This is a genomic window from Thiobaca trueperi, assembly GCF_004342175.1.
Taxonomy (GTDB): Bacteria; Pseudomonadota; Gammaproteobacteria; order Chromatiales; family Chromatiaceae; genus Thiobaca; species Thiobaca trueperi.
Genome location: NZ_SMAO01000008.1, coordinates 58,459 through 75,446, shown reverse-complemented (window position 1 = coordinate 75,446; position 16,988 = coordinate 58,459). Strand labels below are relative to the sequence as shown.

The following is a 16,988-nucleotide window of genomic DNA, read 5'->3' as shown; positions in this document are numbered from 1 at the left end:
CGTCAAGAGTTTCTCAACCCCTACTGCCTGGAAGGCTATCGGGCGGGTTAATCCGGCCCCTCAGCGTGGCAAGATCACTGTCTCAACGCCCGCACCAGATCGGCTGACGTTTCTCCAGAAAGGCGTCGATTCCTTCCTGCGCGTCCAGGGCGGCGAGGTTACGCACCATCACCTCCCGCGTGTAGTCATAGGCATCTGCGATGGACAGCGGGAGCTGGCGATAGAAGGCTTCCTTGCCGATAGCCAGTGTCAGGGGCGATTTGCTCGCGACCTGACGCGCGAGCGCGGCGGTGCGCGCGGCCAGCTCGGCTGGCGCCACGACCTCGTTGATCAGACCGAAACCCAGCGCGGTCGGGGCGTCAATGGCCTCGCCGGTGAGCAGGAGCTGCATCGCCTGTTTGGTGCCCAGATTGCGCGACAGGGCGACCATGGGGGTGGAGCAGAAGAGTCCGATATTGACGCCGGGGGTGGCGAAACGGGCATCCTCGGCGGCGACCGCCAGATCGCAGGTGGCGACCAACTGACAGCCAGCGGCGGTCGCGATCCCCTGCACCTGGGCGATCACCGGCTTGGGCAGACGGACGATGTCCAGCATCAGTGCGGCGCAGTCGGCGAACAGCGACTCGGCATAGTCTTCGCTATAGCCTTTGGCGCGCATCTCCTTGAGATCATGCCCGGCGCAGAAGGCCGGCCCGGCGCCGGCCAGAATCACCGCCCGCACCGTCTCGTCGGCAGCCAGCCCGGCGAAGGCTGCACGCAGCGCGCGCAGCATGTCGCGCGACAGGGCATTACGTGCCTGCGGGCGGTTGAGGGTCAGAGTGGCGACACCCGCCTCATCCTGGCGCAGAACCAGCGCCTGTTCATCATGCATCATATTTCTCCAGCAAAAGGAATGGGAACCGCCAAGGCGCAAAGGACGCGAAGCAACTCTTTATCTTTTAAACCGTTTTATCTCTTAAACCGTGCCGGCGATAACGGTCATGAAGAGGCGCGAATCCCGACTCCCCGGCAACACCGTGCGGATGAATGCAGGCACGGTTTAACGGCGAAGCATGCCGGTCTCATCGACGCGGCGCAACGCCTCCAGTTCGTCCGCCGTCGGTTCGGGGACGATCTGGACATTGGGGCTGATCTTCAGCTCCCAGGCGGTCTGGGCGCGGATCTCTTCGACGCTGGAAAAGGGAAAACAGGCGTCGAGCACGAACTCCCGCGTGACCGGATCGGGACGCAGAATCCCCAGCGTGGTGATGATGGCCGAGGGACCGCCGCCGACCAGGCCCAGCCGTTCGCGGGCGTCGCCACCGTCCAGATAGCCGGGCGAAGTCAGATAGTCGAGCCGTTCCACGAAACGTTTGGACTCATGCGAGACCATGATCAGAAAACGCTTGCAACCGGTGGCGATGTCGTTGGCGCCGCCCGCGCCGGTCAGACGGGTCTTGGGCGGACGGTAGACCGGGCCGATGTCGCCGCCCCAGATGCCGGTGGTGTTGACATTGCCGAAGCGATCAACCTGGGCCGCGCCGATGATGCCGACATCGCAGCGACCCGAGGCGACCAGACAGCCAAGTGCGTCGATGGCATTGGTGAAGCTGACCGCGTTGGCCGACAGCCGATTGCATTCGATCCCCCACGGCAGACCGCCGACGGGTGTGGCCCCATAGACACCGCCCTCGGTCATGGCGCGGACACGGGGCGCATGATGGGCCTGGGCGAAGAAACCGGCCAGCATCGACAATCCGACCCCGAAGATCGCCAGCTCGCCGTCGCGGATCTCGCGCCCGGTGGCGATGGCCATCATTTCCTGACGGGTATAGGGCTGGGTCATGCCGCCGCTCCTTCGCGCGAGAGTGCGAGCGCATCCGCATGCGGCAGAATCCAGCGCCGATAGGGATCGAGCAGGAAGCTGGTCGGTCCCCGGCTCAAGGCGGCGATGCGCTCACGCCCGATGCGATCCAGATAGTCATCGACCCCGTCGATGCCATCGACATAGTCGGCGAGATAGGCGGCGGTTCCCGCCTCGCTGCCCAGGGCGTCGTTCATGGCTTTCATATGGGCCTCGTCGCCGTCGTACATCCCTGGCGAGGCTTGCGGCCAGGCCGCGAAGGGCCAGTAGACCACCGCCTCGACGAGGAGGCCGGGGATGCGCACCAGATTGGGAAACTGCCGCATACAGTCGGTCTCGACGATGGCGTCGGCGATCAGGATCACCCGTTTGGCGGCACGCGACAGCTCGAAGCGGCTCCATTCGGTGCCCAGCATGATGGCGTTGCCCTCCGGATCGGCGAGGGTCACATGGATCGCCGCCAAATCGGGCTGTAAGGTCGAGAAGGCGCCAATCGTGCGTCCCGAGAAGGGATCGGTCACGGTGCGGATCTTGTCGCGGTTTGGAGAGTGCTCCGGGTCGAAGGCGCTGCGGAACTCCAGATCGGTCCCGACATTGACGGTCGCCGGCACGAAGGGCCAGTTGAGCGCGCCCCCGAGCAGCCGCAGGGGCATGGCGAGATTGGAATAATCCTCCAGCGCCACCGCGCCGCTCTGGACGGCACGCCCCAGTCCCTTGGCAAAACCGAAACCTTCGAGTCCGGAAAAGCCGCATTCGGCGCGGCTCACCGCGCCGGCTGCGGCGAGCAGATTGAGCTGCTGGGTGTTGCAGTGGAAGATGGCGTGCAGGTCGCGCCGACCCTGACGCAGCAGTTCGCGCCCGAAGACGATCGCGTCCGAGCCGACCGGCAGGGCCGCGCCGCTGGCGTATTGCATCCCGTCCCAGGTATGACGGCGGACGGCCTCCGCCAGGCTGATTACTTTATGGTGTGACATGCAGCGGCTTTCCGGCGCAGCGATTCCAGGCGCGTCAGCGCCTCGTCCAGGGTCGCGGCGCGCTTGGCGAAGTGGAAACGGATCAGGTGATTGATGGGCTCGCGGAAAAAGCTGGAGCCGGGCACGGCGGCGACGCCCACCTCGCGTGCCAGCCATTGGCAGAAGGCCAGATCGCTGTCGGCACCGAATTCGGTGATATCGACCAGGACGTAATAGGCCCCCTGCGGGCGCGTATAACGCAGATCCAGCCGATCCAGACCATTGAGGAAGAGATCGCGCTTGGTGGTGTAATCGACCACCAGTTGGCGGTAATAATCGTCAGCGAAGTTGAGCGCGGTGACGGCGGCTTCCTGGAGCGGCGCGGCGGCGCCGACGGTCAGGAAATCATGCACCTTGCGCGCCCCATTGACGATGGTCGCCGGGGCGATCAGATAACCGAGCCGCCAGCCGGTGATGGAATAGGTCTTGGAGAGCGAGCCGCAGGAGAGCGTGCGCTCGAACATCCCCGGCAGGCTGGCGAAATAGACATGCTCGTGCGGCGCATAGACGATGTGCTCATAGACCTCGTCGGTGATGACGAAGACATCGTAACGCCCGGCCAGGAAGGCAATCGTCTCCAGCTCGGCGCGGCTGAAGACCTTGCCGCTGGGATTGGACGGATTGCACAGGATCAGCGCCTTGGGTCGCAGCCGGAAGGCATCCTCCAGACGCTCGGCATCCAGCGCGAAATCGGGCAGACGCAGCGGCACATGGATGGGCTCGGCGCCGCTGAGGATGGCGTCGGCGGCATAGTTCTCATAGAAGGGCGAGAAAACCACGATCCGGTCGCCCGGATCGCAGACCGTCAGCATCGCCGCCATCATGGCCTCGGTACTGCCGCAGGTCACGACCACCTGGGACTCGGGATCGATGGGGATACCCATGCAGCGCGACTGCTTGCGCGCCAGTGCGGCCCGGAAATTGGGTGCGCCCCAGGTCACGGCATACTGATGGAGACTCCCGCCCGCGACCGCCGCGAGCGCCTGTTTCAGCGCCTCGGGCGGATCGAAATCGGGGAATCCCTGCGACAGATTCACCGCATCGTATGCATTGGCGATGCGGGTCATGCGGCGGATGACCGAATCGGTGAAACCGCCGATGCGGCGGCTCAGGGCTGGCATGACATAAGCCTCATGAGGTATGGATGTGACGGGGTTAACAACTGCAACGACTGGACTTTGGGCTATTTTCAAGAAAATTCGTACCCGCCCGAAACGCCGTCAATGGACTGGATTAACAGGATCATTCAAGATTAAAATGATTAAAAACAACTGGTTAAGATCCTGTCCATCCTGGAAAATCCTGTTAATCCTGTCTATTTAAGGCGTGCATCAGGCATAAATTTTCAGAAAATCACCTTAACGCTCATCGATCAGGCGCTTGGCCTTGTGCGTGGCGCGTGGCAGCGCGCCGTGCTCCAGGACGGCGACCGCGCGCGGGCGCACCCCGATGCGTGCCTTGATCCGGTGTTCCACCAGCTCGGCCAGACCCTCGGCAGGATCCGTGTTGCCCAGCGCACGCTCGACCTCGACCCTGAAGCGGGTCGTGAAGTCCTCGGTATAGGCCGTGATGCGGTATTCGCCCGACAGCTCGGGCAGATTGCGCACGACATATTCGATGTCGCTCGGAAAGACATTGACCCCGGAGACGATCAGCATGTCGTCGCGCCTGCCCGTGATCTGGATCCGGGCATGGGTGCGACCGCAGGCGCAGGGCGTCTTGTCCACCGTGCCGATGTCGCCGGTGCGGAAGCGGATCATGGGCCGCGCCGTCTTGCGCAGGGTCGTGAAGACGATCTCGCCGCGCTCGCCCTCGGGCAATGGGGCCAGGGTCGCGGGATCGATCACCTCGACCAGGATGTGATCCTCGGCCAGATGCAGTCCATCGCGCTCCTCGCACATGCCGGCGCAGGCGCCGAAGATGTCCGAGATGCCGAAGAAATCGTAAACCCTGGCGTCCCAGAGCGATTCGATCGCCTCGCGCGTGGCGGCAATCGAACCGCCCGGCTCACCGGCCACGATGATGCGGTTGATCGCCAGATCGCGCGCCGGGTCGATGCCCTGATGAAGGGCGGTCTCACCCAGATACCAGGCATAGGACGGCGTGGTCCAGATCACCGTCGGCTGGAACTCGCGCAGGATGAACAGCAGGCGTTCGGAGGGAATGGTGCCGGCCCAGAGACAGAGCGCGCCCAGGTTCTGCGCCCCGATCACATCGGGTCCGCCGACGAAGAGGGTGAAGTTGAGCGCATGCACATAGCGGTCGGTCGGGCGCATCCCGGCGGCCCAGAAGAGCCGCGACTGCACGTCCTGGAATTCCTCGAAGTCCTGCCGGGTGAAAGGACTCAGGGTCGGCACGCCGGTGGAACCGCTCGAAGCGGAGACGAAGACAACGTCTTCCTCGCGCACGGCGGTCATATCGCCCAGCAGCGGGCGCTGCAACTGGCGCTGGCGTTCGATGTCCTTGTCGACGAAGGGAAAGCGGGCGAGATCCGCGAGCCGTTCGAGACTGGCAGGGGTAACGCCGGCCTGCTCGAAGGCATCGCGGTAATAGGGCGATTCACCATAAGCCAGCGCCAGATGCTGGCGCAGGAGCGCGAATTGATGTGCCTCCAGCTCGGCGCGCGGCTGGGTCTCGATCTTGGTATCCCAATAACGACGATATTCACTCATCGGTTCGATCTCATGGTTCCGGATGCCAGGCATCGAAAGGTGCCGTTTCATAACCCTTTGCGGCGGCATAGCGCGCCAGACGAATCAGGGTGCCCGCGTCGGTCCCGCCGCCACTCTGGCGGGCGACCGGGAGGCCATTGAGGTCATAGAGCACGACCGTCGGCAACGCGACCACCCGCTGTCCGAGCGCGAACGCGGCGGACGTGGTCGCGGTGCCGTCGAAGGCGCGCAGCGGCTGAGGGGTGTCGGCGTGCAGACCAAGCGTCACGAACGGCTGCCGGTAAGCATCGCGCACGCCGGGATCGCTCAGTGGACCGGCGCGCAAGCGGGCGCATTCGCCACAGTCAGTCATCTCGAAGAGGACGGCGACGCCGGTCCGACCCTCGCGCGCGGCCTGCGCGAGTGCCCCGGCGAGATCCCCCCCGGCGGGAAAGAGCGGATCCTGTGCGACCGGCATCGTGGGGTCGCCAGGCGTCTGCACGGGCACCTTGTCCAGCGGCGCTTGCGTCGGCAATCCGCCTGATTCCCCAGTCGCGAGCGATGGCGCGGGCGCGGCAGCAACATTCCGCACCAGGGCGATGGTGAAGAGCAGCGGCAGCGTCTGCCCGATCAGGACCATCATGAGCAACAGTGCCAGCGCCTCGCTGCCGAGCGAGCCGCGCGGCGAACGCCGCCGGGGTTTGGTCATGGCCTGCCCTGGGGAGATCACCATCGCCCCGGAATAGCGGGGCGCTGCGACAGGGATAAGATTTCGGGCCGGATGGTTCATCTCAATCTCCTCAGCGTTGCCAGAACAGCGCGCGGTGACGCGCCTGTTCGAGCAGGGTCATGGCGCCCCAGGTCACGGCGCCGGTATAAAGGATGCCGGCGACCATGCGCGGATAATCGGCATAGTCGGCGTAATACTGGACGAAGCGTCCCAGACCCGCGTTGGCGCCGAACAGCTCGGCGACCGTGAGCAGGATGAAGGAAAAGCCCAGCCCCACCCCCATGCCGCAGAAGATGTGCGGCAGGCTCGCCGGAAAGACGACCTTGCGCAGCGACTCGAAATGCGAGAAACCCAGCACCCGCGCATTGTCGCGGTGCCGACCTTCGACCGCTGCCGCGCCGGCAGCGGCATTCAGAAAGATCGGCCAGAAGGCGCCCAGGAAGACGACGAAGGTGGCCGAGAGATGAAAGGTCGGCAGCACCGCAATCGCATAGGGAATGAAGACCGTCGGCGGAATCGGGGCCGCAACCTTGGCAACGGGGAAAAAGGCGCGCCCGAGCCAGGGCGTGGTGCCGGCCAGCAGACCGAGCGTGACCCCCAGCACCAGCGCCGTCCCATAGCCGGGCAGCAGGATGAGAAAAGACGAGATCGTCCCGCGCCACAGTTCCGGCAGGGAGTCGCGCAGGGCCGCGAACACGACCAATGGGGGCGGCAATAACGGATTGCCCTCGCCGGCCAATGCCTGACCGGCGAGCTGCCAGGCGGTCAGCAGGATGGCCGCAAGCGCCCAGGGTTCCCAGGCGAAGCCGGACAGGCGGCGGCGGCGCGGCTGGCGTACCACCGAGCGGGTAGCCGGTACGGCACCCCTATCGAGCGGCACGCTCAAGACGTTGGTTTGACTAGACATAGCGAGCTCCTTGGTTGGCGGCATGGAATCCAGCCTCCGGGTTGGCATCCAGACGGGTCAGGGTGTCGGCGTCGAGCGTCTCGGCGATCTCCTCGCGCAGACGCTGGAAGCCCGGATCCTGATAGAGCGCCACGCGCTCGCGCGGACGGGCGAAAGGCACCGGATAGTCGCGGATGATGCGTCCCGGATTGGCACCCATCACCGCCACTCGATCCGCCAGCAGCAGTGCCTCGTCGATCCCGTGGGTGACGAACACCAGGGTCGGACGCGGCGAGCTGCCCTGCCAGACCGCCAGCAGCAGATCCTGCAACTTGGCGCGATTGACCGGATCCAGCGCCCCGAAGGGTTCGTCCATCAAGAGAAACGGCGACTCCAGTGCCAGCGCCCGCGCAATCGCCGCGCGCTGTTGCATTCCGCCCGACAGCTCGAAGGGATAACGCCCGGCCGCCTCGCCCAGCCCCACCCGCTCCAGATGCGCCCTGGCACGGGCGCGCCGTTCGCTGCGCGCCAATCCCGGATGGGCCTTGTGCACCGCCTCGGCTACGTTGTCCGCGACCGTCATCCAGGGGAAGAGCGCGTAATGCTGAAAGACCACCGCCCGCTCCGTGCCGGGGCCGTCGATCGGATCGCCGGCGGCGGTGAGCCGCCCCGAGGTCGGGCGCTCCAGACCGGCGAGCAGACGCAGCAGGGTGGACTTTCCCGAGCCGCTGGGTCCGAGCAGGGCGAGGAACTCGCCCGCCTGGACCGCCAGATCGATCCCGCGCAGGATGAGCGATTCGCCATAGGCGAAATCCAGCGACTCGATCCGCAGCCCCTCGCGATGCTCAACATGGGCGATGATCTTGCTCACAGCACGTCCCTGCGCTTGGCTTCATCAATACGTTCCTGCCAGAAGGACTCCTTGGGCTGTTCCTTGGCCAGGCTCTTGAGCGCGCTGTTGTAGAGTTTGACCTCGAAGATCGGATCGACCGGACGGGTGTTTGCGACGAATTCCGAAGACACCAGCACATCCCAGAACTGACGCGTGCCCTCAATATTGGGGTCGGAACGCTGCTCCAGATGCGGCGAGTAATAGGCCTGTTCGAGCAGTTCGCGATCCAGCTTCACATACTTCTGGATGGCGTCGATGGTCTCTTTGCGGTTCTCGGCGGCGAACTTCTCGGCCTTGAGGATGGCACGCAGGAAGTGTCTCAAGACCTTTTTGTCCTGGAGTTTCTCCGAACGCACCACCAGCCGGCAGCAGGGATGTCCCGGCTGCAACTCGGACGAGCGGATGACGACCTTCAGGCCCTGCTGCTCGGCACGGATGTCATGTGGACCCCAGACGACGCCGGCATCCACCTGACCGGACTTGACGGCCTCCAGCACGGCGGGCGGATTCTTCAGCTCGAAGATCTCCAGATCCGTCTTCCAGTTCACCTGGGCGTCCTTCAGGGCGCCGCGCAGCACGGCATCGCCGGTGGCCAGACGGACCGTAGCGACCTTTTTACCCCTGAGATCGGCAACGCTACGGATCTTGTCCGCGTTTTCAGCCTTGACCACGATGGCCGCATCCTCGCCCATGATGCCGCCGATGATCCGGAGATCGGCGCCCTTGGCGTAATGAACCAATGGGGCCGTGGTACCGAAGGCACCGACATCCAGCTTGTTGGCAACGACTGCGTTGAGACCGTCGGCGGAGTTGGCAAATTCAATCAGTTCGACATTCAGACCTTCCTCCTTGAAGAAGCCCTGTTCCTGGGCGACGAAGAACTTGGCATGACCGGTGACCGGCAGATAACCGACCTTGAGCGATTCGGCCAGCACGGCACTGGTGCCCAGCAGCAGGGCCAGACCGGCGAGACCGGGGGCGAGCAGACGAGAGGGATTCATGGCTGACTTTTCCTGTACGGTTGGATTCCGGAGACGATGCGGCTTGCGTGTCACGCCATCGTTGAGGCATCCGGAGCGGATGCGGCGACGGCCAACTCTAGGCCGTCGCACCTCACCGCCAAACCAAGAAAAATTCAGTTGAATTGCAGGAATCGTTAAAAGACGGGAATGGTCTGTCGGTATGCCATTGCCTTTTTCTTGATTCCTGCGTTGCTTATCAGAAGACCTTGTTTCTCCCGAGTCGTCGCGATCCCCGACAATGTCTCTATTAGCCAAGGGCTCTTTTAGATTGGCCTTGGATTGGCCTTGCGCCCTGTTCAACTTCACTGCACCACAGAGTGTTTGCTATGGCACGTATCCTCATCCTCGGCGCCGGCATCTCCGGCCATACGGCGGCTCGCTGCCTGGGTCGCTGGGTCGGCAGGCAACATCAGGTCATCGTGGTCTCACCCAAACCGACCTGGAACTGGGTGCCCTCGAATATCTGGGTCGCCGTGGGCGAGATGACCGAATCTGAAGTCACCTACGAACTGGCGCCCATCTACAAAAAAGTGAATGTGGATTTTCGTCAGGCCAGCGCCCTGTCCATTCACCCGGAAGGCGACGCCGAACACACCAAACCCTTTGTCAGGATCGAATACACCGATCCGGCGCGGGTCGGTGAAGCCGAATCCATCGCGTACGATTTTCTGATCAATGCCACCGGACCCAGGCTGAATTTCGCCGCGACGCCGGGGCTTGGACCCGAGACCGGCCACACCGTGTCAGTCTGTACTCCGCCCCATGCGCTGGAGGCGAACCGTCGTTTGCAGGCCGCCATCGCGGCGATGAAAAACGGCGTGCGCCAGACACTGCTCATCGGCACCGGACATGGCATGGCGACCTGCCAGGGCGCCGCCTTCGAATATATCTGCAATGTCGATCACGTCCTGCGCGAGGCCGGTGTGCGCCAACAGGCGCGTCTGATCTGGCTCAGTAACGAATACGAAGTGGGCGATCTCGGGATAGGCGGTGTGCTCATCACGCGCGGCGGTTATGTGACCAGCGGCAAGGTCTTCGTCGAGTCACTCTATCTGCGCACGGCGGTTATCTGGCAGTTCATCCGCTTCTGGGTCATCGGTTATCGCGTCCTCAAGCTCATGTGGAAACCGCATGGCTGATCGTGCTGGGCGAATTGTCTCAGGCGAGGATGGACGGCCTGCGGCGCAGCGCACATGTCTTTGATCTGCGACCGGAACAGATCCTGGCTCATATCCCCGCCGGACTCCTGGGCGGATTTGTGGGCGGCGCACTCTCCGGGTTCCTGCTCGAATACCTCGGTTTTCGTCTCGAAGCCGGGCGTTAGGCGATTTCCTGAAAACAATCTACCCACGGAGAGGATGTGAATGGACAGGATTTACAGGATTTTTCAAGATTGACAGGATGAAGAAAGGTTTTTCTCCTGCGAAATCCTGTTCATCCTGTCCATTTGGAGTCTTGACTCTGGTAAAAACTTTCCCGGAAACCACCTTAAGCCGCGCTTCTCGTCACCGGCCGACCAAGCTGGTGACATGAATAATCATGCCGACCGGAGCCGTGGTTATCGCATCGACATCGACGATTTCGGCCGTGAGAACTCGGCGGCGCGGTCAGAGTCGCGAGAGTGAGGGCACCACGATCTCGGACTTGTCCGCGCCGAATTCCTTGAGAGTCAGGAAGGCTTCGTTCTCCAAGTCAACTCTGCCGTAAAACATGCGCACCAGAGGATCGCCGGCTCCTGATAAAATGGCTCAAGTCTCGAACCGGCCTCAACCATCGATCGTCGGATCCGATCGCCCGGCGTGCCCAAATCGAGACCCGGCCGATCCGTCTCACGCTGCCGCACAAAAGGCGCCTGCCGCATCAAGCCGTCCATTCCTCACAACGCCTCTCAGATACCATGAATTTAATTGATCGTACCAAGGTCAGTACCAAACTCGCGCTCCTGGCGCTCCTGCCCATCACCTCCATGCTGCTGATTGCACTGCTTGCCGCGAATCTCCTGCATCAGGTTCACGAAGGGGTTGACCGCATCTATCTGGATCGCGTGGTCCCCCTGCAGGATCTCAAGACCATCGCCGACGATTACGCCGTGCTCGTCATCGATGCGGTCAACAAGGCCAATGCCGGCCGCTTTACCGCCGAGCAGGCACTGCAAAGCGTCAACGAGGCGCAGGCGCGGATCCGCGCACGCTGGTCCACCTATCTGCAAAACCATCTCACTGCGGAAGAAAGAGTGCTGGCCGATCAGGCTCAGGAACGCTTCACGCAAGCCGACGCCATGATCGAACGCCTGGTGGAGCGGTTGCAGGGAATGAGCGGTTCAGTCGCGAATCGTCTGACGGATTTCGACGGCCCGCTCTATGACCAGATCGATCCCATCAGCGAAACGATCAGCGAACTGGTTAGTTTGCAGTTGCGGGTGGCCGGCGAGGAACGCGAGTCGAGTCTTGCGCTGTACGAGACCGCGCGTCTCTGGTTTGCGGGACTGGCCGTCGTCACCCTGCTGGGCGTGGTACTGCTGGGATGGGTCTCTTACCGGTCCATCGTCGGACAGCTCAAAACGCTCCAGCACGCCATGACCCGCATCGTCGAACACTCCGATCTCACCGCCCGCACGACCCTGGGGACACCGAACGAGATCGGCGACATCGCGCGCGACTTCGATCACATGGTCGCCCGTCTGCGCGAGCTGGTCGGACGCATCAATGGCTCGGCCATGACCCTGTCCGCCGCGACCGGGCAGATGTCGGACAGCCTGATCCAGGCCCGCGAGGTGGCGCAGCATCAGGCGACGGAAACCGAGCAGGTGGCGACGGCCATGCAGGAAATGACCGCTTCTGCCGAAGAGGTCGCGCGCAATACCTCCTTCGCCGCAGAGGCCGCGCGGCAGACCAAGGTTCTCGCCGATCAGGGACAGGGAGCGGTTGCCGCAACCGTCAATGCGATGTCGGCCCTGAGCGAGGACATCGCCGCCGCCGCCGAGACCATTCAGTCACTGGAACAGGACGCGCTCAGTATCGGCGCCGTCCTCGATGTCATCCAGGGCGTTTCCGAGCAGACCAATCTGCTGGCCCTCAACGCCGCCATTGAGGCGGCGCGGGCCGGTGAACAGGGACGCGGTTTCGCCGTCGTCGCCGCTGAAGTCCGCACCCTGGCTCAGCGTACCCAGGTCTCGGCGCAGGAGATCGCCGCCATGGTGACAGATCTCCAGCAGCGTTCCCGGCAGGCAGGCGGCGAAATGGCCCGCAGTCAGCAGAGCGCCACCTCGGCCACCACGACAGCCACTCAGGCCGGTCAGGCGCTGACGGCCATTACGACAGCGGTTAACGGGATTTCCGAGAGCATGATCCAGATCGCGAGCGCCGCCGAAGAACAGACCGCCGTGGCGAATGAAATCAATCAGGGTGTCGTGTCGATCAGCGACGCCAACCATCAGGGCAGCGCGGGGATGATTCAACTGGAGGCAGCGGGCCATCAACTGACCCGGCTTGCGGGCGACCTGAAGGATCAGGCCGGACACTTTGCCGGAGTGCAGACCGCGCCTGTCACGGCAGACAGACCGTCACCGCAGCCCCGGTATCCGAACTGGCGGGGAGACGTTCAGGGTCTGACCGCTTGAATCGCGTCCGACCCCGCATTCCCGGCGCGCCTTGATATTCTGAGCGATCCTGAGCGCCGGCTGCGTTATGCTGAAAATCGCATAACAAAATAACACTTCGGTCGTTCCAGTTATTTCGTCATTGCACTAACCTCTGCGCTTTCTCATGAGAGATCAGAACTAACCTGCCATGACGAACCGGACTCCTTTCCAGCTTGGCGCCGCACTGACATGAGTGTGGCGCCCTTCTTCAACCCCACCCGCCAGACACGGGTGCTGCCGGGTTTCCATCTGGCGCTCGGCTACACCCTGGTCTATCTGTCGCTGATCGTGCTGATCCCGCTGGCGGCGGTCTTCATCACGAGCGCGACCCTCTCCTGGTCCGAATTCTGGGCGGTGGTCTCTTCACCGCGCGTAGTGGCCACCTACAAGCTCTCCTTCGGTGCCTCGCTGCTGGCGGGGGCAATCAACACCGTCTTCGGGCTGATGCTGGCCTGGGCGCTGGTCCGTTACAGTTTTCCGGGCAAGAAGCTGATCGATGCCCTGGTCGATCTGCCGTTCGCCCTGCCCACGGCGGTGGCCGGCATCGCGCTCACCGCGCTCTATGCCGGCAACGGCTGGATCGGCTCGCTGCTGGAGCCGCTCGGGATCAAGGTCGCCTTCACCCCGCTGGGGGTGCTGGTGGCGCTGGTCTTCATCGGCGTGCCCTTCGTGGTCCGCACCGTGCAGCCGATCCTCGAAGACCTGGAGACCGAGCTGGAAGAGGCCGCCGCCAGTCTCGGCGCCAACCGCTGGCAGACCTTCACCCGCGTCCTGCTGCCGGTCCTGCTGCCGGCGCTGCTGACCGGCTTCGCCCTGGCCTTTGCCCGCGCGGTGGGCGAATACGGTTCGGTCATCTTCATCGCCGGCAATATCCCCATGATCTCGGAGATCACGCCGCTGATCATCATCACCAAGCTCGAACAGTACGACTATGTCGGCGCGACCGCCGTGGCGGTGGTGATGCTGGTCTTTTCATTCATCATGCTGCTCGCCATCAATCTGTTGCAGGCGTGGAGCGCCAAACGCACCGGGAGGGATCGCTGATGGCCGTCGCTGGCGTCCTGCACGCGCGGGTCGATGCCCGTCGTTACCAAACCAATGCCGCCACCCGCGAGTCGCCCTGGGTCAAACGTCTGATCCTTGGCCTGGCGTTGGCCTTCTTTGCGCTCTTTCTGCTGATGCCGCTGATCGCGGTCTTCGCCGAGGCGTTCCGCAAGGGCTGGTTCACCTATGTCACCGCACTCTCCGACCCGGACGCGCTGGCGGCGGTGCGTCTGACGCTGCTGATTGCGGCGATTGCGGTGCCGCTCAATCTGGTGTTCGGCGTCGCCGCAGCCTGGGCCATCGCCAAGTTCGAGTTTCGCGGCAAGCGGTTCCTGACCACGCTGATCGATCTGCCGTTCTCGGTCTCGCCGGTGATTGCGGGTCTGATCTTTGTGCTGCTGTTCGGCGCGCAGGGCTGGTTCGGGGAGTGGCTGTTTGAGCATGACGTCAAGATCGTCTTTGCTGTGCCCGGACTGGTGCTGGCGACGATCTTCGTCACCTTTCCCTTCGTCGCCCGTGAGCTGATTCCGCTGATGGAGGCGCAGGGGCGCGAGGAGGAAGAGGCCGCCGTGGTGCTGGGCGCGAACGGATTCCAGCTCTTCTGGCGCGTCACCCTGCCCAATATCAAATGGGGTCTGCTGTATGGCGTGATCCTCTGCAACGCGCGGGCGATGGGCGAGTTCGGGGCGGTGAGCGTGGTCTCCGGGCATATTCGCGGTCAGACCAACACCCTGCCGCTGCATGTCGAGATCCTCTACAACGAATACAACTTCTCCGCCGCCTTCGCGGTCGCCTCGCTGCTGGCGCTGCTGGCAATGGTCACCCTCGGGTTGAAGTCCTTCATCGAATGGAAGGCCAACCGGAACGCCCCGACTGTCGGGGCGATTTAAATCGCCCCGACACCGAATTCAGGATTTCACCATGAGCATTCAGGTCGCCAACATCCACAAAACCTTCGGCTCCTTCGTCGCGCTCGATCAGGTCTCGCTCGATTTCCCGACCGGCGCGCTGACGGCGCTGCTCGGTCCCTCCGGCTGCGGCAAGACCACCCTGCTGCGGATCATCGCCGGGCTGGAGACCGCCGACAGCGGTCAGGTCATTCTCGCTGGCGAGGACGCCTCGGACACCCATGTGCGTCAGCGCCGGGTGGGCTTCGTCTTCCAGCACTATGCCCTCTTCCGGCATATGACGGTGTTCGAGAACGTCGCCTTCGGGCTGCGGGTCAAGCCCCGGCGCGAGCGTCCGAAGGAGGCCGAGATCCGGCAGCGGGTGCATCGTCTACTCGATCTGGTGCAGCTCGATCCGCTTGCCAATCGCTTCCCCAGTCAGCTATCCGGTGGCCAGCGCCAGCGGGTCGCGCTGGCCCGCGCGCTGGCGGTCGAGCCGAAAGTCCTGCTGCTGGACGAACCCTTCGGCGCGCTCGATGCGCAGGTGCGCAAGGAATTGCGCCGCTGGCTGCGGCGGCTGCACGATGAGCTGCACATCACCTCCCTCTTCGTCACCCACGATCAGGAAGAGGCGCTGGAGGTGGCCGATCAGGTGGTGCTGATGAATCGCGGACGGGTCGAGCAGGTCGGCACCCCGAACGCGGTCTACGAGCAGCCAGCGACCCCGTTCGTCTATGGCTTTCTGGGGGCGGTCAATACCTTTCACGGTCGCATTGAGGGGGCGCATCTGCGGGTGGGCGAGGCCACCCTGGCGCACAGCGAGGATCAGGGTGAGGTCGCGTCCGGCGCCCAGGCGGTCGCCTTCGCCCGTCCGCATGAACTGACGATCATCACCGATCCGGGTCACGACGCGGGGATTGCCGCCAGCGTGGTGCGTATTCTCAGCTTTGGCGCCAGCACGCGGGTGGAACTGGACAGTCTGACACCAGCCTCAGACAGCGAGTTGCCGATCCATTACGAGGTCATGCTGCCACGCGACCAGATCCAGGCGCTCAAGCTGGTCGAAGGTCAACGGGTGCGGCTGGTGCCTTCACGGATCCGTATCTTCCAGAGTCAGGCCGCCTGAGATGAACTTTCAGCAGTTGCGCATCCTGCGCGAGACCGTCCGGCGCGACTTCAGTCTGACCGAGGTCGCCAATGCCCTTTTTACCGCCCAATCCGGCGTGTCCAAGCACATCAAGGATCTGGAGGACGAGCTGGGGGTGGAACTCTTCACCCGGCGCGGCAAGCGTCTGCTCGGTCTCACCGAGCCGGGCAAGGAACTGCTGCCCATCGTCGAACGCATCCTGCTCGATACGCAGAACATCAAGCGTCTGGGCGAGCAGTTCGCGCAGCAGGATACGGGGCATCTGGTGCTGGCCACCACGCACACCCAGGCCCGTTACGCCCTGCCGCCCGTGGTGACGCGCTTCAAACAGGCGTTTCCCAAGGTCCATCTGGAGCTGCATCAGTGCGGCCCGGAAGAGATCGTCGCGCTGTTGCGCGCGGGTCAGGCGGACATCGGCATCGCCACCGAGGCGCTGGCGAGCGAGGCCGACCTGGTGAGCTTTCCCTTTTACACCTGGCGACATGCGCCTATCGTCCCGGACGGTCATCCGCTGCTCGCTGTCGCGCCCCTGACCCTGGAGGCGCTCGCCGAGTATCCGCTCATCACCTACCATCCGGGCTATACCGGGCGCGCGCGCATCGATGCCGCCTTCGCCTGCGCCGGACTCATTCCGGATGTGGTGATGTCCGCGCTCGATGCCGATGTCATCAAGACTTATGTCGAGCTGGGTCTGGGGGTCGGGCTCATCGCGGCCATGGCGTATCACCCCACCCGCGATGCGGGGCTGCGTCTGCTCGATACGCCCGATCTGTTCGAGGTCAACACCTCCCGACTGGCCCTGCGGCGCGGTCATTATCTGCGCGACTACGCACTCCGCTTCATTCTGGAGTGCGCCCCAACGCTGACCACGGAGCAGATCAAAGAGGCGGCCTTTCCCAAGGTATCAATCGCCTGAGACTGACGGCGATCAGGTGCCGCTGCGATAGAGCTGCGGCGGTTGCTCGGCAAGGTAGCGGGCTATCGCGTCGTCAATGCCCGGCAAACACCTGCGTCTTCCCCTCGGCATCAAAACTCATCACCTGATAGAACTCGGCAGGAGACGGCCCTTCCATACCCGGCGAGCCGAGCGGCATGCCAGGGGCTGAAATCCCCATCACTGGTGGGCGTTCGGCCAGCAGACGCCGAATATCGCCAGCGGGCACATGGCCCTCGACGACATAACCGCCGATTCTGGCGGATGGAAATGATCGCATGGGCTCTGCTCTTTTTCGC

17 protein-coding genes are annotated in these 16,988 nt (G+C 63.6%); 7 read left to right on the top strand and 10 right to left on the bottom strand.

What is annotated here, in order from left to right; genetic code table 11:
- Positions 1–82: 82 nt before the first annotated feature.
- The 9 genes from EDC35_RS14505 to EDC35_RS14465 all read right to left on the bottom strand — a co-directional run bounded on the left by EDC35_RS14505 (position 83) and on the right by EDC35_RS14465 (position 9,016).
- Complete coding sequence (locus EDC35_RS14505) at positions 83–874, bottom strand: enoyl-CoA hydratase (protein WP_165903446.1); 792 nt, start codon at positions 872–874, stop codon at positions 83–85.
- Positions 875–1,039: 165 nt separating this feature from the next.
- Complete coding sequence (locus EDC35_RS14500) at positions 1,040–1,825, bottom strand: CoA-transferase subunit beta (protein WP_132977980.1); 786 nt, start codon at positions 1,823–1,825, stop codon at positions 1,040–1,042.
- Entirely contained in the window at positions 1,822–2,817 is a 996-nt protein-coding gene (locus EDC35_RS14495) for a CoA transferase subunit A (RefSeq protein ID WP_132977979.1), read from the bottom strand. The genes EDC35_RS14500 and EDC35_RS14495 overlap by 4 nt, the downstream gene beginning before the upstream one ends.
- Positions 2,799–3,977: a pyridoxal phosphate-dependent aminotransferase gene (locus EDC35_RS14490; protein ID WP_132977978.1), complete on the bottom strand. Its 1,179-nt coding sequence runs from the start codon at positions 3,975–3,977 to the stop codon at positions 2,799–2,801. Before EDC35_RS14490 ends, EDC35_RS14495 begins: the two co-directional genes overlap by 19 nt.
- A 237-nt stretch (positions 3,978–4,214) precedes the next feature.
- Positions 4,215–5,528, bottom strand: coding sequence for a phenylacetate--CoA ligase family protein (locus EDC35_RS14485; protein WP_132977977.1), 1,314 nt, complete (start codon positions 5,526–5,528; stop codon positions 4,215–4,217).
- Between the two features lie 10 nt (positions 5,529–5,538).
- Positions 5,539–6,297, bottom strand: coding sequence for a thioredoxin family protein (locus tag EDC35_RS14480; RefSeq protein ID WP_132977976.1), 759 nt, complete (start codon positions 6,295–6,297; stop codon positions 5,539–5,541).
- A gap of 10 nt (positions 6,298–6,307) precedes the next feature.
- Positions 6,308–7,144, bottom strand: coding sequence for an ABC transporter permease (locus EDC35_RS14475; RefSeq protein WP_132977975.1), 837 nt, complete (start codon positions 7,142–7,144; stop codon positions 6,308–6,310).
- Entirely contained in the window at positions 7,137–7,994 is an 858-nt protein-coding gene (locus EDC35_RS14470) for an ABC transporter ATP-binding protein (protein ID WP_207896254.1), read from the bottom strand. Before EDC35_RS14470 ends, EDC35_RS14475 begins: the two co-directional genes overlap by 8 nt.
- A complete protein-coding gene (locus tag EDC35_RS14465) occupies positions 7,991–9,016 on the bottom strand; it encodes an ABC transporter substrate-binding protein (protein WP_132977974.1) in 1,026 nt (341 codons plus the stop codon). Before EDC35_RS14465 ends, EDC35_RS14470 begins: the two co-directional genes overlap by 4 nt.
- Positions 9,017–9,363: 347 nt before the next feature.
- Here EDC35_RS14465 and EDC35_RS14460 point away from each other — a divergent pair, with 347 nt between their 5' ends.
- From EDC35_RS14460 to EDC35_RS14430, 7 genes are all read left to right on the top strand, one after another.
- The gene (locus EDC35_RS14460; RefSeq protein ID WP_132977973.1) at positions 9,364–10,176 is read left to right on the top strand and encodes an NAD(P)/FAD-dependent oxidoreductase; all 813 of its coding nucleotides are present in this window, start codon (positions 9,364–9,366) and stop codon (positions 10,174–10,176) included.
- Positions 10,158–10,361 carry a hypothetical protein gene (locus EDC35_RS14455; protein ID WP_132977972.1) on the top strand — a complete coding sequence of 68 codons (204 nt, stop codon included), beginning with the start codon at positions 10,158–10,160 and terminating at the stop codon, positions 10,359–10,361. The genes EDC35_RS14460 and EDC35_RS14455 overlap by 19 nt, the downstream gene beginning before the upstream one ends.
- A gap of 573 nt (positions 10,362–10,934) precedes the next feature.
- Positions 10,935–12,656: a methyl-accepting chemotaxis protein gene (locus EDC35_RS14450; protein WP_132977971.1), complete on the top strand. Its 1,722-nt coding sequence runs from the start codon at positions 10,935–10,937 to the stop codon at positions 12,654–12,656.
- Positions 12,657–12,866: 210 nt separating this feature from the next.
- Positions 12,867–13,721 carry a sulfate ABC transporter permease subunit CysT gene (gene cysT, locus EDC35_RS14445; protein ID WP_132977970.1) on the top strand — a complete coding sequence of 285 codons (855 nt, stop codon included), beginning with the start codon at positions 12,867–12,869 and terminating at the stop codon, positions 13,719–13,721.
- Positions 13,721–14,611: a sulfate ABC transporter permease subunit CysW gene (gene cysW / locus EDC35_RS14440; RefSeq protein WP_132977969.1), complete on the top strand. Its 891-nt coding sequence runs from the start codon at positions 13,721–13,723 to the stop codon at positions 14,609–14,611. The genes cysT and cysW overlap by 1 nt, the downstream gene beginning before the upstream one ends.
- Positions 14,612–14,642: 31 nt before the next feature.
- On the top strand, positions 14,643–15,734 hold the full coding sequence (locus EDC35_RS14435; protein ID WP_132977968.1) for a sulfate/molybdate ABC transporter ATP-binding protein: 1,092 nt from the start codon (positions 14,643–14,645) through the stop codon (positions 15,732–15,734).
- 1 nt (position 15,735) lies between these two features.
- The gene (locus tag EDC35_RS14430) at positions 15,736–16,671 is read left to right on the top strand and encodes a CysB family HTH-type transcriptional regulator (protein ID WP_132977967.1); all 936 of its coding nucleotides are present in this window, start codon (positions 15,736–15,738) and stop codon (positions 16,669–16,671) included.
- Positions 16,672–16,744: 73 nt separating this feature from the next.
- Here EDC35_RS14430 and EDC35_RS14425 read toward each other — a convergent pair whose 3' ends face one another.
- A complete protein-coding gene (locus EDC35_RS14425; RefSeq protein WP_132977966.1) occupies positions 16,745–16,969 on the bottom strand; it encodes a DUF411 domain-containing protein in 225 nt (74 codons plus the stop codon).
- Positions 16,970–16,988: the final 19 nt, after the last annotated feature.

What these genes read in the sequence shown, in the direction of transcription:
- EDC35_RS14505 (WP_165903446.1), bottom strand. Translation starts at nt 874, where the DNA reads ATGATGCATGATGAACAGGCGCTGGTTCTGCGCCAGGATGAGGCGGGT.
- EDC35_RS14500 (WP_132977980.1), bottom strand. Translation starts at nt 1,825, where the DNA reads ATGACCCAGCCCTATACCCGTCAGGAAATGATGGCCATCGCCACCGGG.
- EDC35_RS14495 (WP_132977979.1), bottom strand. Translation starts at nt 2,817, where the DNA reads ATGTCACACCATAAAGTAATCAGCCTGGCGGAGGCCGTCCGCCGTCAT.
- EDC35_RS14490 (WP_132977978.1), bottom strand. Translation starts at nt 3,977, where the DNA reads ATGCCAGCCCTGAGCCGCCGCATCGGCGGTTTCACCGATTCGGTCATC.
- EDC35_RS14485 (WP_132977977.1), bottom strand. Translation starts at nt 5,528, where the DNA reads ATGAGTGAATATCGTCGTTATTGGGATACCAAGATCGAGACCCAGCCG.
- EDC35_RS14480 (WP_132977976.1), bottom strand. Translation starts at nt 6,297, where the DNA reads ATGAACCATCCGGCCCGAAATCTTATCCCTGTCGCAGCGCCCCGCTAT.
- EDC35_RS14475 (WP_132977975.1), bottom strand. Translation starts at nt 7,144, where the DNA reads ATGTCTAGTCAAACCAACGTCTTGAGCGTGCCGCTCGATAGGGGTGCC.
- EDC35_RS14465 (WP_132977974.1), bottom strand. Translation starts at nt 9,016, where the DNA reads ATGAATCCCTCTCGTCTGCTCGCCCCCGGTCTCGCCGGTCTGGCCCTG.
- EDC35_RS14460 (WP_132977973.1), top strand. Translation starts at nt 9,364, where the DNA reads ATGGCACGTATCCTCATCCTCGGCGCCGGCATCTCCGGCCATACGGCG.
- EDC35_RS14450 (WP_132977971.1), top strand. Translation starts at nt 10,935, where the DNA reads ATGAATTTAATTGATCGTACCAAGGTCAGTACCAAACTCGCGCTCCTG.
- cysT (WP_132977970.1), top strand. Translation starts at nt 12,867, where the DNA reads ATGAGTGTGGCGCCCTTCTTCAACCCCACCCGCCAGACACGGGTGCTG.
- cysW (WP_132977969.1), top strand. Translation starts at nt 13,721, where the DNA reads ATGGCCGTCGCTGGCGTCCTGCACGCGCGGGTCGATGCCCGTCGTTAC.
- EDC35_RS14435 (WP_132977968.1), top strand. Translation starts at nt 14,643, where the DNA reads ATGAGCATTCAGGTCGCCAACATCCACAAAACCTTCGGCTCCTTCGTC.
- EDC35_RS14430 (WP_132977967.1), top strand. Translation starts at nt 15,736, where the DNA reads ATGAACTTTCAGCAGTTGCGCATCCTGCGCGAGACCGTCCGGCGCGAC.
- EDC35_RS14425 (WP_132977966.1), bottom strand. Translation starts at nt 16,969, where the DNA reads ATGCGATCATTTCCATCCGCCAGAATCGGCGGTTATGTCGTCGAGGGC.